At 72.8% G+C, this 14379-nt stretch carries 17 protein-coding genes; 16 read left to right on the forward strand and 1 reads right to left on the reverse strand.

Features of this window, described 5'->3' with window-relative positions; genetic code table 11:
• The first annotated feature begins 36 nt into the window (after positions 1–36).
• Genes HDA31_RS10540 through HDA31_RS10615 form a run of 16 tightly spaced genes read left to right on the forward strand, consistent with a single transcriptional unit; the run spans position 37 to position 13518 of the window.
• Entirely contained in the window at positions 37–612 is a 576-nt protein-coding gene (locus tag HDA31_RS10540; RefSeq protein WP_074473051.1) for an NAD(P)H-dependent oxidoreductase, read from the forward strand.
• Between the two features lie 39 nt (positions 613–651).
• Positions 652–1764: a Gfo/Idh/MocA family protein gene (locus tag HDA31_RS32920; RefSeq protein WP_178064909.1), complete on the forward strand. Its 1113-nt coding sequence runs from the start codon at positions 652–654 to the stop codon at positions 1762–1764.
• Between the two features lie 40 nt (positions 1765–1804).
• Positions 1805–2137 carry an antibiotic biosynthesis monooxygenase family protein gene (locus tag HDA31_RS10550; protein ID WP_178064910.1) on the forward strand — a complete coding sequence of 111 codons (333 nt, stop codon included), beginning with the start codon at positions 1805–1807 and terminating at the stop codon, positions 2135–2137.
• On the forward strand, positions 2134–3354 hold the full coding sequence (locus HDA31_RS10555; RefSeq protein ID WP_178064911.1) for an FAD-dependent monooxygenase: 1221 nt from the start codon (positions 2134–2136) through the stop codon (positions 3352–3354). Before HDA31_RS10550 ends, HDA31_RS10555 begins: the two co-directional genes overlap by 4 nt.
• Positions 3336–4058: a SchA/CurD-like domain-containing protein gene (locus HDA31_RS10560; protein ID WP_178064912.1), complete on the forward strand. Its 723-nt coding sequence runs from the start codon at positions 3336–3338 to the stop codon at positions 4056–4058. The genes HDA31_RS10555 and HDA31_RS10560 overlap by 19 nt, the downstream gene beginning before the upstream one ends.
• Positions 4055–4999, forward strand: coding sequence for an NAD(P)-dependent oxidoreductase (locus HDA31_RS10565; protein WP_178064913.1), 945 nt, complete (start codon positions 4055–4057; stop codon positions 4997–4999). Before HDA31_RS10560 ends, HDA31_RS10565 begins: the two co-directional genes overlap by 4 nt.
• Positions 5000–5033: 34 nt before the next feature.
• Positions 5034–5978 (forward strand): amidohydrolase family protein, encoded by a 945-nt coding sequence (locus tag HDA31_RS10570; RefSeq protein ID WP_178064914.1) that lies wholly within the window; start codon positions 5034–5036, stop codon positions 5976–5978.
• Positions 5979–5988: 10 nt separating this feature from the next.
• A complete protein-coding gene (locus HDA31_RS10575; protein WP_083302487.1) occupies positions 5989–6447 on the forward strand; it encodes a cupin domain-containing protein in 459 nt (152 codons plus the stop codon).
• On the forward strand, positions 6444–7715 hold the full coding sequence (locus HDA31_RS10580; protein ID WP_178064915.1) for a beta-ketoacyl-[acyl-carrier-protein] synthase family protein: 1272 nt from the start codon (positions 6444–6446) through the stop codon (positions 7713–7715). Before HDA31_RS10575 ends, HDA31_RS10580 begins: the two co-directional genes overlap by 4 nt.
• Positions 7712–8956, forward strand: coding sequence for a beta-ketoacyl synthase N-terminal-like domain-containing protein (locus HDA31_RS10585; protein WP_074473059.1), 1245 nt, complete (start codon positions 7712–7714; stop codon positions 8954–8956). The genes HDA31_RS10580 and HDA31_RS10585 overlap by 4 nt, the downstream gene beginning before the upstream one ends.
• Positions 8957–8967: 11 nt before the next feature.
• Positions 8968–9252 (forward strand): acyl carrier protein, encoded by a 285-nt coding sequence (locus tag HDA31_RS10590; RefSeq protein ID WP_178064916.1) that lies wholly within the window; start codon positions 8968–8970, stop codon positions 9250–9252.
• A gap of 2 nt (positions 9253–9254) precedes the next feature.
• On the forward strand, positions 9255–9725 hold the full coding sequence (locus HDA31_RS10595; protein ID WP_219824893.1) for an SRPBCC family protein: 471 nt from the start codon (positions 9255–9257) through the stop codon (positions 9723–9725).
• Positions 9722–10897, forward strand: a complete 1176-nt coding sequence (locus HDA31_RS10600; protein ID WP_074473061.1) for an acyl-CoA dehydrogenase family protein — start codon at positions 9722–9724, stop codon at positions 10895–10897. Before HDA31_RS10595 ends, HDA31_RS10600 begins: the two co-directional genes overlap by 4 nt.
• A 12-nt stretch (positions 10898–10909) precedes the next feature.
• Complete coding sequence (locus tag HDA31_RS32925) at positions 10910–12091, forward strand: acyl-CoA dehydrogenase family protein (RefSeq protein ID WP_178064917.1); 1182 nt, start codon at positions 10910–10912, stop codon at positions 12089–12091.
• An 18-nt stretch (positions 12092–12109) separates the two neighbouring features.
• Complete coding sequence (locus tag HDA31_RS10610) at positions 12110–12460, forward strand: TcmI family type II polyketide cyclase (protein WP_376701376.1); 351 nt, start codon at positions 12110–12112, stop codon at positions 12458–12460.
• Positions 12457–13518 (forward strand): methyltransferase, encoded by a 1062-nt coding sequence (locus HDA31_RS10615; protein ID WP_178064918.1) that lies wholly within the window; start codon positions 12457–12459, stop codon positions 13516–13518. The genes HDA31_RS10610 and HDA31_RS10615 overlap by 4 nt, the downstream gene beginning before the upstream one ends.
• A gap of 74 nt (positions 13519–13592) precedes the next feature.
• Here the strand turns inward: HDA31_RS10615 and HDA31_RS10620 are convergent, their stop codons facing one another.
• Positions 13593–14366, reverse strand: a complete 774-nt coding sequence (locus tag HDA31_RS10620) for an SDR family NAD(P)-dependent oxidoreductase (RefSeq protein ID WP_178064919.1) — start codon at positions 14364–14366, stop codon at positions 13593–13595.
• Positions 14367–14379 lie beyond the last annotated feature (13 nt).

Below are 14379 nucleotides of genomic sequence, written 5' to 3' on the forward strand. Positions count from 1 at the left end.
GAATCTCGGAGACCAATTATGGTGCAGGGAGTTCCGATGACCCGGGTGGCAATTATCTACTACAGTTCGGGTGGCACCGTCGCGCGTCTCGCCGAGGCCGTGTCCGCCGGCGCGGCGTCGGCGGGTGCCTCGGTCAGGTCGGTCGAGTTGCCGGCCACCGATCTGGAGCCGATCGACCGTGCCCTCGCGGCGCTGAACTGGGCCGACGGACTCGTGATCGGCACCCCGGCCTGCTTCGGCAACGTCGCCGCCCCGGTCAAGCGGTTCATCGACGCCACATGGACGTTGTGGGAGCAGGAGAAACTGGCGGACAAGGCGGTCGCCGGGTTCACGGCGGCCGGGTCCGACCACGGTGGGCACGAGACAACCCTGCTCGCCCTGTTCCAGAGCGTCTACCACTGGGGCGGCGTGATCGTCCCCGCCGGCTACGGGGATCCGGTGGTGCGCCGCGTGGGCGGGAATCCGTACGGTGTCTCGGCCAAGGCGCACCGCGACGGTTCCGTCGATGCCCCCGCCCTCGACGCGGCCCGGTACCTCGGCCGGCGCGTTGCCCGCTTCGCCGCGCTGATCCGCCAGGCGTCCGTCGTCGCCCCGTCCGTCTCCGCCAGCTGAGAGCAGGCCGCGACCACGCGGCCACCCAGGAGGTTTGCCGTGCCGAAAACTGTCCGTGTCGGGGTGCTCGGTGCCGGGTGGGGCGCCGGCCTGCACCTGGAGGGGTTCCACCGCACCGAGGGCGCGGAGATCGTGGCGATCCTCAGCCGCACCAGAACACGGGCCGAGGAGCGCGCCGCGCAGTACGGGATCCGGCTCGTCACCGACTCGCTCGACGAGCTGATCGACGCGGTCGACGTGGTGTCCGTCGCCACCCCGCCCGCCGTGCACCTCGAACCGGTGCTGCGCGCCGTTGCCGCAGGCAGGCACGTCCTGTGCGACAAGCCGCTTGCCGCCGACCTCGAATCGGCCAGGTCCATCATGGGTGCGGTGGCCGCGTCCGGTGTCCGGCACGCCAGCGGCTTCATCTGGCGCGACGACCCCGGCTTGCTGCGGATGCGCGAGCTGCTGACGGAAGGCGCCATCGGAAGGCTGGTCGAGATCCACTCGACGTGTCCCCTCGGTGTCCCGCAGCTACCCGCCACCTGGATGTACCAGGCGGACGAGGGCGGCGGCGCGCTCGCCCAGCACGGCAGCCACGTGATCGACCGTGCGCGGTGGCTCGTCGGCGCGGAGATCGACCGGGTGCGCGGCAGGCTCGCGTACGACGTCGACGACGCTGCCGCGCCCCGGCGGTTCCACGACATCACCGAGGCCTTCGCGTGGGCGCGGGACAACGACGGCCGCACCTCCGACGCGCCGAGGGTGCCCGTCACGGCGGACACCGGTTACGACTTCAGCGCCGACTTCGACAACGGTGTGCGGGCCCGGTTCTGGGAAGCGTGGCACCTGCTGGGTCCGGTCGAGGACGAGGTGAGCCTCTACGGCGAGGACGGCGCGCTGCAGTGGCGCGGGGCCGCAGGGCTGTGGCTGTCGCGCCCCGGTGCACAGCCGACCCGGGTGGAGGTGCCGGAGACCGTCGCGTCGGGGGCGAACACGCCGCGCGAGGTGGGACTGCGCAAGTGGGCGGCACTGGCGGGGCGGTTCGTCGAGGCCATCCTCACCGGTGTCGAGAACGGGCACCCCACGATCGTCGACGCCTGGCAGGTGGCGGCGGTCTCCGACGCCGTACGGCGCAGTCACCGCTCCGGTGGCTGGGAGAAGGTCGCCTGACCCGCCGCGCGCGGGGCCAGGGCGGGACATGGAGGTCCACATGAACGAGCAGACGAACGAGGACGATCACGGCTACCGGGTGCTGTTCCTGCTCCGGCTCAAGCCGGGCACCGCGGAGGAGTTCCTGCACGCGTACGAGAAGGTGCGCTGGGAGGTGGCCTCGCTGCCTGGTCACCGCGTCGACCAGGTCTGCCAGTCGACCGAGGACCCGGACGACTGGCTGATCACGAGCGAGTGGCACAGCGCGGCGGACTTCCTCGAGTGGGAGCGTTCCCCCGGACACCGCGAGCTGGCCGCCCCGATGCTGGCCTGCGTGGTGGAGCGCCGCTCGGTGCGCTTCACCGTCCGGCGTGAGACCAGGGTGGAGGAGTGAGCGGCAGCGCCACCGGCAGCGTGGTCGTCGTCGGCGCCGGGGTCGGCGGCCTGGCCGCCGCGATCGGCATGGCCGGGCTGGGCCACCGGGTGACGGTGCTGGAACGCCGGGTGGCGCAGGAACGACTGTCCGGTGCGTGCCTCGGCGTGCAGTCCAACGCCGCCATGGCCCTGCGGATGCTCGGAGTCGCGAAACCGGTGCTCACGGCCGGCGTACCCGTCGGGGAGTACCGGCTGGTGTCCTGGCGGGGACGCTACCTCGCCAGCTGGTCGTTGGCCGAGGCCACGGCGCAGCTGGGCGCCCCGAGCGTCACGGTGCCGAGGGCGGTCCTGATGGCCGCGCTGAGGTCGGGGGTGCCCGACGAGGCCGTGCGGACCGGTGCGCCGGTCGCGGCCGTGGACGAGGACGCGACCGGGGTCACCGCGCACCTCGTCGACGGCACCACGGTCCGCGGCGACCTCCTCATCGGAGCGGACGGACTGCACTCCACGGTGCGCGCGCACGTCGTCGGCGACCGCGCGCCGACCAGCTACGCAGGCTACGACTCGTGGCGGGGCACCGCGCCGGTCTCGGTGGAGACGGTGTCGGAGGGCACCGCGCTGCACGTGGTCGGTGCGGGCCGTAGCTTCGGAGCGTGGCCGTTGCCGGACGGGCGGACCTACTGGGTTGCCACGCTCGCCGACCCGCCGCGGACCGTGGACCTCGTCGGAGAGTTCGTCACCGCACCGCCGTTCGTCGGCCGCCTGCTCAAGGCCACCGACCCCGACGCGGTGCTGCGTACGCCGATCCACGACCGCGACCCGGTGGACACGTGGCACACCGGGCGGGTCGCGCTGCTCGGCGACGCGGTGCACCCGATGCAGCCGACGACCGGCCAGGGCGGATCGCAGGCGCTGCTCGACGTGCTCGCGCTGACGGCGGAGCTGCGCGGTGTCGACCTGGCCGACGCGGGTGCCCTCCGCAGATCGCTCGCCGCGTACCAGACCCGCCGCGGCCCCGCGACCGAGGGCATGGTCCGCGAGGCACGAGAGATCGGCCGCATGCACCACCTCTCGTCACCCGTGGCCACGCGCGTGCGCGATCTCGTGCTGCGTGCGACGCCGAGGCGGGTGTGGCAGCGCCGCACCACCGCCCGGCTCGACGAGCTGGAACTGCTGTCGGCCTGGCAGCGTCCTTCCCCCGACCGAGGAGAGCCCACATGGAACGACACGCACTGACGTTCACGGTGCGGCCGGGCACCGAGCAGGAGGCCCGGCGCGTGCTCGCCGGCTACCCACGTCCGGCCACCGAGATTGACGGGGGTGCCCGCCTCCTGGGTACTTCGGTGTTCTTCTGGCGCAACCGGGTCGTGCGCGTCATGGACGTGGACGGACCGCTGCCGCTGATCATGCGGCACCTGTCCGCCCAGCCCGCCATCCGGCGGACCGAGTCGGCCCTCAACCCCCTCCTGACCGAGAAGCGCGACCTCGAAGCGCCGACCGGGGCCCGGGACTTCTTCGCCCGCGCGATGATGACCAGGGTCGTGCACCGGGTCACCGACCCGGCGCTGCTGGCCCCCGGCGGCGAGCGGATCCGGATCGCGTTGCGGTACCCCGTGCGTCCGGGCCGCGGCGACGACATCGCCGAGCTTCTCGGAGCCGGACGCCCGCTGCTCGGTGCCGCCACGACGACGCCCCTCGCGAGCACCAGCGTGTTCTGGCACGGGGACTTCGTGGTACGGGTCGCCGACTTCGTCGGCGGGCTTGACGCCGCTGCGGACCACCTCGGCAGGACGGTGGTGGGCGCACCGACGACCGCCGGCATGACCGGGCTGCTCGAGCCGGGCTGGGATCTGACGACGCCCGCGGGGTTCGCGCGGTTCTTCGCCGAGCAACGGCTGGATCTGGTCACCCACCGCCAGTCGGACGCGGTGTCCTCATGACCGACAGGACGACGCGCCCCGCCGTGCGGCCGGGACGACCGGTCGAGGAGGCGATCCCCGCGCCCGACCTCAGCCGCCTCACGCTCGCCGTGGTCGGACTCGGCACCATGGGCGGTGGCATGGCCGAGCGGATCGCCGAGACGGGTGCCGTGCTCCGGGTCCACAACCGCACCGCGGGCCGGGCCCGCGCCGGGCTGACCGTCGCGGCCACACCGGAGGAGGCGGCGCGCGGCGCGGACGTCGTGCTCGTCTCCGTCGCGGACGACGCTGCGCTGCGGGCCGTGCTCACCGGGCCGCAGGGGGTGTTCGCCGCCCGGCCGAACCTGGTGGTCAACGCGACCACCGTGGCGCCGGAGGCCGTGCGGAAGCTGGCGGACCGAGGACCGCTGATCGACGCCGGTGTGGTCGGCAACGGACACCACGCGCGTAGCGGACTGCTGCGCTGGTACGTCGGCGGTCCGGACCCCCTCGTCCGGCGCGCGGAGCCGGTGCTGCGCGCGCTGGGTCGGCAGGTCCTGCACGTCGGAGCGCTCGGCAGCGGCATGTCCCTGAAACTGATCATGAACATGATCATGGGGGTCGAGATGCAGGCGCTCGCCGAGGCCATCGGGCTCGGCGAGGCGGCGGGCCTCGACCGGCGCACCGTGCTCGACGCGGTGACGGGCAGCGGCTTCGCCGCGCCGGTGATGCGGTTCAAGGCCGAGCGCATGACGCAGCGGTCCTACGAGAGCCCCGACTTCCGCCTACGCCTGATGGCCAAGGACCTCACCCTCGCGGTCGGGGAGGCCGAACGCCACGGGGTCGTGCTGCCCATGGCGGGCGCGGCGGCAGGCAGCCACGAGGAGGCCGTACGCCGGGGCCACGGTGACGACGACTGCGCGGCGGTCGCGGAGATCTTCGCGGCCGGGCCCGTCGGCGCGGAGTGGGGAGGGCGGACGTGACCGGACCGTTCCGGCGTGACGCGGAGGCGAGCGGGTGACCATCGACGTCCACGGCCACATCAGCCCACCCGAGTCCATGAGCCCTTTCCCGATGCCGCCGAGCCTGCGCGACGTGCCCGGCATGATCGAACGCAAGCTGGCGGTCGGCATCGAGCTGACGGTGGTCGGCAGCCCGGTCGGCGCGGGGGCCATGGTGCCCGTCGCCGGCGTGGACAACTACGCGCAACCGACCGACCGGCTGCGGGCCTTTCACGACTGGCTGGCCGGACAGGTGGCCGCCCACCCCCGGCACCTGCGCGCGCTCGTGTACGCGAACCCGTTCGGCGACGACGAACACCTCGCCTGCGCGGCGCAGACCTACCGGGACGGCGCCTTCGTCGGCTTCGTGATCAACACCAGCGTCGCCGGCCGCTACCTCGACGATCCGGCCGCCGGGCAGTTCTTCGCGATGGCCGACGAGCTGGAGGCGCCGGTGCTGCTGCACGCCCCCGCGCAGCCCGCCGCGGGCACCGGCCTGACAGACCACCGGCTGCTCGAACAGCTCGGCCGGTTCTGTGACGTCACGATCGGCGTCGGGTGCTGCGTGCTCGGCGGCTGGCTGGAGAAGTTCCCCGGCCTGCGGCTGGTCGCCACCGGCGCCGGTGGCGCGCTGGCGCTGCTCGCGGAGAAGCTCGACCTCATCTACGCACCGCCGCAATGGGCGCGGGGCGGTGGGGCGCCGGCGGCGCCGCTGCCGCTCAGCAGACCGCCGAGCGAGTACCTGCGCGCGCTGTGGGTGGACACGGCGTCACCCAGCGCCAGGGCGCTACGCGCGAACCTCGAGGTGTTCGGCGCCGACCGGATCCTGCTCGGCACCGACTCGCCGCCGCTCGTCGGCATGGAATCCCCCGTGCTCGCGGCGATCGACGGCCTACCCGTCCCGGAAGAAGACCGACGGGCCATTCGTGAAGGCAACGCTAAGCGGCTGTTCCGCTTGTGAAGGAGACGACATGGACACCATCCAGGCCGGGAACGCGGCCCCCGTCCACTCGCGACCGCCGGACCGGGCCATCCACCGCGTCCACGAGTTCGACATCCCGGCGGACCGCAGACGCGGCGGGGTGATCCGCACGCTTCTCAGCCCGCGCAACGCCCACTCCGTCTCCGGTTTCCTCGGCGTGGCGCGGCTGGCACCCGGGGAGCGGATCGCCGAGCACTACCATCCCTACTCCGAGGAGTTCCTCTACGTGGTGACCGGCGACCTCGCCGTCGACCTCGACGGTGAGCCGTGGCAGCTGCGCGCGGGCGACGCTCTGCTGGTGCCGCCCGGCACCCGCCACCGCCTGCGCAACACCGGCGACACCGAGGTCCACGCGGTCTTCCAGCTCGGCCCGCTCGCTCCGCGTCCGGAGCTCGGGCATGTCGACACCGAGTCGGCGGAGGCTGACGCCCCGGGCGGTGGCAGATGAGACGACGGGTCGCCGTCACCGGCCTCGGCGTCGTCGCGCCGGGCGGCATCGGCATCAAGGACTTCTGGGAGCTGCTCGTGGCCGGGCGCACCGCGACCAGGGCCATGTCACTGTTCGACGCGTCCCGGTTCCGCTCACGGATCGCGGCCGAGTGCGACTTCGACCCGCTGGCCGAGGGACTGCGGCCCGAGGACGTGTATCGCCTCGACCGGCACGTGCAGTTCGGCCTGGTCGCCGCCCGCGAGGCGGTCGAGGACGCCGGGCTGAGCGCCGCGCAGGTGGACCCGTGGCGGCTCGGGGTCAGCATGGGCACCGCGGTCGGCGCGACCATCAAGCTCGAGGACGAGTACGTGGAGGTGTCCGGCGGGGGCGCGGAGTGGCTCGTCGACCCGGCGCGGGCGCACGAGTTCCTCTACCACGCGCTGGTGCCGAGCACGCTCGCCGCCGAGGTGGCCACCGCGCACGGCGCACGAGGTCAGGTGATGACCGTGTCCACCGGCTGCACCTCCGGGCTGGACGCGGTCGGCCACGGAGCGGGGCTGATCGAGAGCGGCCGGGCCGACGTGGTGATCGCGGGCGCAGCCGACGCGCCGATCTCGCCGATCTCCGTGGCGTGCTTCGACGCGATCAAGGCGACCAGCACCCGCAACGACGAGCCGGAGGCGGCGTCCCGGCCCTTCGACGCGACCCGCGACGGCTTCGTGCTCGGCGAGGGCGCCGCCGTGCTGGTGCTCGAGGAGATCGGGCACGCGCTGCGCCGTGGCGCGCCGATCTACTGCGAGGTCGGCGGGTTCGGCACGTTTGGCAACGCCTACCACATGACCGGCCTCACCACGTCGGGCATCGAGATGGCGCGGGCCATCACCACCGCCCTGAACCGGGCGAAGGCCGCTCCGGACGAGGTCGGCTACGTCAACGCCCACGGTTCCAGCACCAAGCAGAACGACCGGCACGAGACAGCCGCGGTGAAGCGGAGCCTCGGGGAGCACGCCCGCCGTACGCCGATGAGTTCGATCAAGTCGATGATCGGGCACTCCCTCGGCGCGATCGGCAGCCTCGAGCTCGTGGCGTGCGTGCTCGCGATGGACCGGGGGGTCGTCCCGCCGACGGCGAACTACGCCCACCCCGACCCCGAGTGCGACCTCGACTACGTGCCGAACCAGGCGCGGGAGCTCAAGACGGACCTGGTGCTGAGCGTCGGCAGCGGGTTCGGCGGCTTCCAGTCGGCTGTCGTGCTCGACCGGGCGGGACGGAGGGGCCGCCGATGACGGACGTCGTGCTCACGGGACTCGGCGTGGTGGCCCCGACCGGGTCCGGCACGCGCGAGTTCTGGGCGTCGGCGCTGTCGGGGACCAGCGGCATCGCGCCGATCAGCCGGTTCGACCCAGGCCGGTATCCGGTGCGCTGGGCGGGCGAGGTACGGCAGTTCGACCCGAGCGACGCGATCGACCGGAGGGTGGTGGTGCAGACCGATCTGTGGACGCAGTTCGCGCTGGTCGCCGCCCGGCAGGCGCTGGACCACGCACGCCTGGACCTGGCCGTCGTGGACCCGTTCGACGTCGGCGTGACGACCTCCGCCTCCTCCGGTGGCAACGCGTTCGGCCAGCGGGAGATTCAGGCCCTGTGGGCGAACGGGCCGAGGTTCGTCGGGCCGTACCAGTCGATCGCGTGGTTCTACGCGGCCTCGACCGGCCAGCTCTCGATCGCGCACGGCCTGCGCGGACCGTGCGCCGTGGTCTGCACGGAGTCGGCAGGCGGCCTCGACGCGGTCGCGCACGCCAGGGCCGCCGTCCGCCAGGGTTGCCGCGTGCAGGTCTGTGGCGGCACCGAGGCCCCGATCAGCCCGTACGCGCTCACCTGCCAACTGCGCTCCGGGCTGCTCGCCGAGGACGGCGGGTACCGGCCCTTCGCCCGGAACACGAGCGGTTACCTGCCCGGCGAGGGCGGGGCGGTCGTCGTGCTGGAGGACGCCGACCACGCGCGGGAGCGTGGCGCGTCCGCCCTCGGCGTGCTCACCGGGCACGCGGCCACCTTCGCCGGTCGGAACCCCGGGGGCCCGGACGACGAGGAAGGGTGGGGCCGCAGCGCGGAGGCGCTCGCTGCGGCGATCCGGCTCGCCCTCGCCGACGCGGCGTTGCGGCCGGCGGACATCGACGTGGTCTTCGCCGACGGCATGGGGGTGCCGAGGGCCGACGCGGCCGAGGCGGACGCGTTGCGCACCGTGTTCGGCAGCCGGTTGGACGGGATCCCGGTCACCGTGCCGAAGGCGGGGACCGGGCGGGCCTACTCGGCTTCGGCGGTCGTCGACCTGGTGACGGCGACGCTCGCGCTGGCCACCGGCGCTGTCCCACCGACCCCGGGGGTGGCCGCGTCGGACGTGGCGGTCGACCTGGACCTCGTCACCGACGTGGCGCGGATCGTCCCGCTGCGCCACGCGCTCCTGCTCGCCCGCGGTTTCGGTGGCTTCACCTCCGCGCTAGTGCTCAGCTCGCCAGAACGGCTCAACTGAGGGAGAAACGTATGAGCGACAACCAGGTCACCACGGCGCACCCTGCCGCAGCCGGGCTGACGATGACGGAGCTGGTCCAACTGCTCGCCTCGGAGACCGGCGCCGTGGCCGCGGCGGACAGCATCGACGACTCGACGACCTTCGAGGACATCGGGGTGGACTCGCTCGGGCTGCTCGGCGTGATCACGGCGATCGAACGGGGGCGCGGCGTCAATCTGCCCGAGGAGTCCCAGCAGCTCGAACGCGTCACCGAGTTCGTGTCCATGGTCAACGACAACCTGCGGAAGGTGGGCTGACCGTGGCGCACACCGACAACGAGGTGCTCATCGCCGCCCCGATGGACCTGGTGTGGCGACGCACCAACGACCTCGCCGACTGGCCGTCCCTGTTCACCGAGTACGCAGCGGTCGAGATCCTCTCCGAGCAGGACGGCGTGGTGCGGTTCCGGCTGACCATGCACCCCGACGAGGAGGGTCGCGTCTGGTCCTGGGTTTCGGAGCGCCGGCCGGACGAGGCGACCCGTACGGTCACCGCCCGGCGGGTCGAGCCGGGCCCGTTCCTGCACATGGACATCCGGTGGAGCTATCGCGAGGTTGACGGCGGAGTGCTGATGCGCTGGGAGCAGGACTTCGCGATGCGCCCCGACGCGCCGGTGGACGACGCCGGCATGACCGAGCGGATCAACCGCAACACCGGCGTGCAGATGGACGTCATCAAGAAGAAGATCGAGGCGCTGGCCGCCGTCGGGGCCGACGGGTCGGCGGCATGACGGCGACGACCCTGCGGCCGGTCGCGGCGGCCGAGGAGTTGGCGGACACGGTCTCGGCGCTGGCGGACCGCGCCGAGGCCGACCGCACGCTGCCCGCCGAGCTCGTCGGCAAGCTGCGCGACGGCGGCCTGTTCGCCATGGGCCTGCCCGCATCGCTCGGCGGCCTGGAATGTCGACCGGAGGAGCTCATCCCCGCCATCGAGACGGTGTCGAGGGCGGACGCCTCCGTGGGCTGGTCGGTGCTGATCGGCAACACCTCGGCGTTCCTCGCCTGGCTCCCACCCGGTACGGCGGAGGAGATCGTGGCCACGAACCCCTGCCCGATCGTGGCGGGATCGATGGCTCCGGTGGGAAGGGGCGAGCTGATGGCGGACGGCACCGCCTACCGGGTCACCGGCCGGTGGCCGTTCTCCAGCGGCTGCTCCCACGCCGACGTGCTGATGGGCGGGTTCGTCGTACGCGAGAACGGGCGGCCGAAGCTGGACGAGAACGGCAGGCCGGGGATGCGGGTCGCGTTCTTCGCCGCCGATGAGGTGACGGTGCACGACACCTGGCACGTGGCCGGGCTGGCCGGCACCGGCAGCCACGACATCGCCGTCAGCGAGGTCGTGGTGCCGGTCCGGCGCACCGCGGTGCCGTTCGCCGAGCCGTCGCACCAGCCGGGGCCGCTGTACCGCCTGTCGCCGTACAACGTGTTGATGGTGCTGTTCGCCGGCTTTCCGCTCGGCGTCGCGGGGCGGGCGCTCGACGAGCTGGCCGCACTCGCGACGACCAAGCAGCGGGTCGGCGCCCGGCACACTCTGCTCGACGACCCGCTCGTGAACACCGAGCTGGTCGCCGACCACGCCGCGCTCCGGGCGGCGCGGGCCGGTGTGCTCGACGCGGCGGCGGACGTCTGGGACACCGTCGAGTCGGGCCGGGAGCTGGGTCTGCGGCAACGGGCCGGGCTCGCGGCCGCGACGGTCCACGCGTTCGACGTCGCCCGAGGGATCGTCAGCAGGGCGTTCCACCAGGCCGGTGCGTCCGCGCTGTTCGACCACTCGCCGCTGCAGCGCTGCCTGCGCGACATGCACGCGGCGGGGCAGCACATCGCGTTCTCCGCCGACTCCCGGGAGCGGCTGAGCCGTGCGTGGCTCGGTCTCCCGGTGCCCCCGGCGATCTTCCAGGTGTGAGGAGTGTGATCCGTGCACGTGCAGACGACCACGACAACCTCCCCTGAATCCGTGGTGGAGGTGGCCCGGGCGGTGGCCGCCGAAGTCGACGGGAGGGGTGAGGAGATCGAGCGGGCCCGTACCCTGCCGGCGGACCTGGTCGCCCGGTTCCGGGACACCGGCCTGTTCAGCATGGCGTTGCCTGCGGTGTTCGGTGGGCTCGAGTGCCCGCCGCTGACCGTGGTCGAGGTCATCGAGGAGATGTCGCGCGCCGACCCCTCGGCGGGCTGGACACTGCTCATCGGCCAGGGGGCGGGCTTCCTCGCCTGGCTGGAGCCTGCCGCCGCGGCCGATCTGGTCGCCGTCCACCCTCGGCCGATCGTCGCGAGTTCGATGGCGCCCGCCGGCCGGGGCGAGGAGACCGGCGACGGCTACCGGCTGTCCGGCCGTTGGCCGTTCACCAGCGGGTGCGCCCACAGCGACCTGCTGATGGCCGGCTTCGTGGCGACCCGGGACGGCGTGCCGGTCACCACCGCGCAGGGGGCACCGGCGCAACGCATGGCGTTCGTGCCGGCGGGCGAGACCGACATCGTCGACACCTGGCGGGTGGCGGGCCTGCGGGGCACGGGCAGCCATGACGTCGTGGTGCGCGGCACCGTCGTGCCGCGGGAACTGACCGCCGACCCCTTCTTCGAACAGGCGAAACAGCCGGGACCGCTGTACGGGGCCTCGATGTTCAGCTTCCTGATGACGATGATGGCCGGTTTCCCCCTCGGGGTGGCCCGGCGCGCGCTCGACGAGTTCCACGCCGCCGCGCACGCGAGGACCCGCCAGCCCGCCGGCACCTCGATGGCGGAGGAACCGGTGACGCAGGCCGCGATCCTGAGGTGCGAGTCCGCGGTACGCGCGGCGCGAGCTCTCGTCGTCGACGCGATCGGCCTGGTGACCGAGGCCGTCGCGTCGGGAAACGGGGCGCCACCGCCGGTGCGGGCGCGGCTCGCGGGGGCCGTCGTGCACGCCATGACCACCGCGCGAGAGGTCGTGGAGACCGCCTTCCACTCGTGCGGCGCGAGGTCGCTGTACGCGGGGCACCCGTTGCAGCGCTGCTTCCGGGACGTTCACGCCGCGTCGCAGCACGTCGCGTTCGGCCAGGAGGCGGTCAAGCGGCTCGGCCGCATCGAGCTGGGGTTGCCGACCCCGACCTTCCTCGTCTGATGGGAAAGAGGACCGATCGTGAGTGAACCGGTGCACCGCACCCTGATCGTCGCGAGACTGAACGACGGCGCGGAACGGACGGTCGCCGACCTGTTCGCCGCGTCGGACGCCACGGACCTGCCGCAGCGGATCGGCGTGCGCAGCCGCACGCTGTTCGAGTTCCACGGGCTGTACTTCCACCTGATCGAGACCGACGCGGAGTTCCGCGCGCGCGTGGACGAGGCGCGGCGTGACCCACTGTTCGTCAACCTGAGCGCCGACCTCGAGCCCTACGTCACCCCGTACGACCCGCAGCGGTGGCGGTCCCCGGTGGACGCCATGGCGAGATCCTTCTACCACTGGGACAACCCGCGGAGGAGCCAAGCATGACCCAGGTGTCAGCAGTGCCGTCGGCGGCGCCGTCGTCCGAGCCGCCACCCCAGTTGCAGGACCGTGCCGTCATCATGCGCCTGATGTTCGGCGCCTGGTTGCAGCAGGCGTTGTACGTCGCGGCCAAGCTGGACGTCGCGGACGCGCTGGCCGACGGGCCCAGAGACATCGAGGCGCTGGCCGGGGAGGTCGGTGCCGATCCGACGGCCCTGGCCCGGTTCCTGCGGGCCCTGGTCTCGGCCGGGGTCTTCGCCGAGCCGTCGCCCGGCCGGTTCGAGCTGAACGGGCCGGCCGAGTACCTGCGCTCGTCGGTGCCGAACACCCACAAGTACATCGCGATCCTGCACGGCGAGGAGGCGTACGCGGCGTGCGCGGAGGTGCTGCACACCGCGCACACCGGGCGGCCGGCGTTCGACGTGGTGTACGGAAAGCCGTACTTCTCCTACATCGCCGAGGACCCGAAGGCCCGTGCGACATTCGACGCCGCGATGGGTCGGGAGACCGCGGTGCCCCTGGTGGTCGCGCAGTGCGACTTCGGCGCCGAGGGCACGGTCGTGGACGTGGGCGGTGGCGTGGGCGCGTTGCTGGCAGCGGTGCTCGTCGACCGGCCGGGGCTCACCGGCGTGCTGTTCGACCTGCCGGAGTCCTCCGACGCGGCGCGCGAGCACCTGGCCGGCCTCGGCCTGGCCGCCAGGGTGCGGGTGGTCGGCGGCACCGCCTTCGACTCCGTGCCGGCGGGTGGGGACGTCTACACGATCTCGCGGGTGCTGCACGACTTCGACGACGAGCAGGTGCTGACCATCCTCGGCAACGTCCGCTCCGCGATGAGCCCGTCGGCGCGGCTCATGGTCTTCGACGCGCTGCTGACCGAACGGCCGGGCTTCAACCCGGGTCGCATGGCAGATCTCGGCATGCTGATGGTGCTCGGCGGGCGCTATCGCACCGAGGCCGAGATGCGCGACTTGTTGTCGCGGGCGGGTTTCCGGGTGACCGAGGTGAGGCACGCCCGGGATGCCGACCCGCGCGCCGAGAGCGTGCTGGAGGCGGTGCCGGCCTGACCGGTGTCATCCGTGCCACCGGACGCCTGAGCCCCGGTACGTGGCCGCGTACCGGGGCTCAGGCTTGTCTCAGGTCAGGACATACCGCCGGTGACCCGGACGATCTCGCCGGTGATGCTCTTGTTCGCCTGGGACGCGAGGAACACCACGGCATCGGCCACGTGCTGGCAGGACGGCAACTGGCCGGTGGGGAGGCGGGAGGTCTGCTCGTCCATGAGGGCCTGGGGAATCTCGAACGGCAGGTCCTTGCCGTCGATGACCCAGCCCGGCATGACCACGTTGACGAGCACGCCGTCGCGCCCGACCTCCCAGGAGAGGCTCCTGCTCGCGCCGTAGAGACCCGACTTCGCCGCGGTGTAGGCGACCGAGCCGACCATGCCGCGCTCGACGAGCGAGGTGGAGACGTTGACGATCCGGCCGCTACCGCTGCGTCGCAGCGCGGGCAGCGCGGCCTGCAGCACCTGCAACTGCGCGGTCAGGTTCGCGTCGATGAGAGTGACCCAGCTGTCGTCGGTCTCGTCCTCGAACTTCCGGGGGCCCTGGGTCGGATTGTGGTCCGCCCAGCGCACCGCGTTGTTCACGAGGACGTCCAGCCCGCCCCACTTCTCCACGACGGCATCGATCAGCCTGGCGGGAGCACCGCTGTCCTCGAGGTCGAACGGCACGGTGTGGGCGGTGCCGCCCTCCTGCTCCACCCGGGCGGCCACCTTCTCGGCCGCCTCCTTGTTCGACTTGTACGTCAACGTGACGCGTGCGCCCTCCCGTCCGAACGCGATCGCGGTCGCCGCTCCGATGTTCGATGATCCGCCCGTGACGAGCACGGCGCGGTCTCGAAGGCCCAAGTCCATTCATCCTCCTGTA

This window comes from Micromonospora carbonacea (assembly GCF_014205165.1).
Taxonomy (GTDB): domain Bacteria; phylum Actinomycetota; class Actinomycetes; order Mycobacteriales; family Micromonosporaceae; genus Micromonospora; species Micromonospora carbonacea.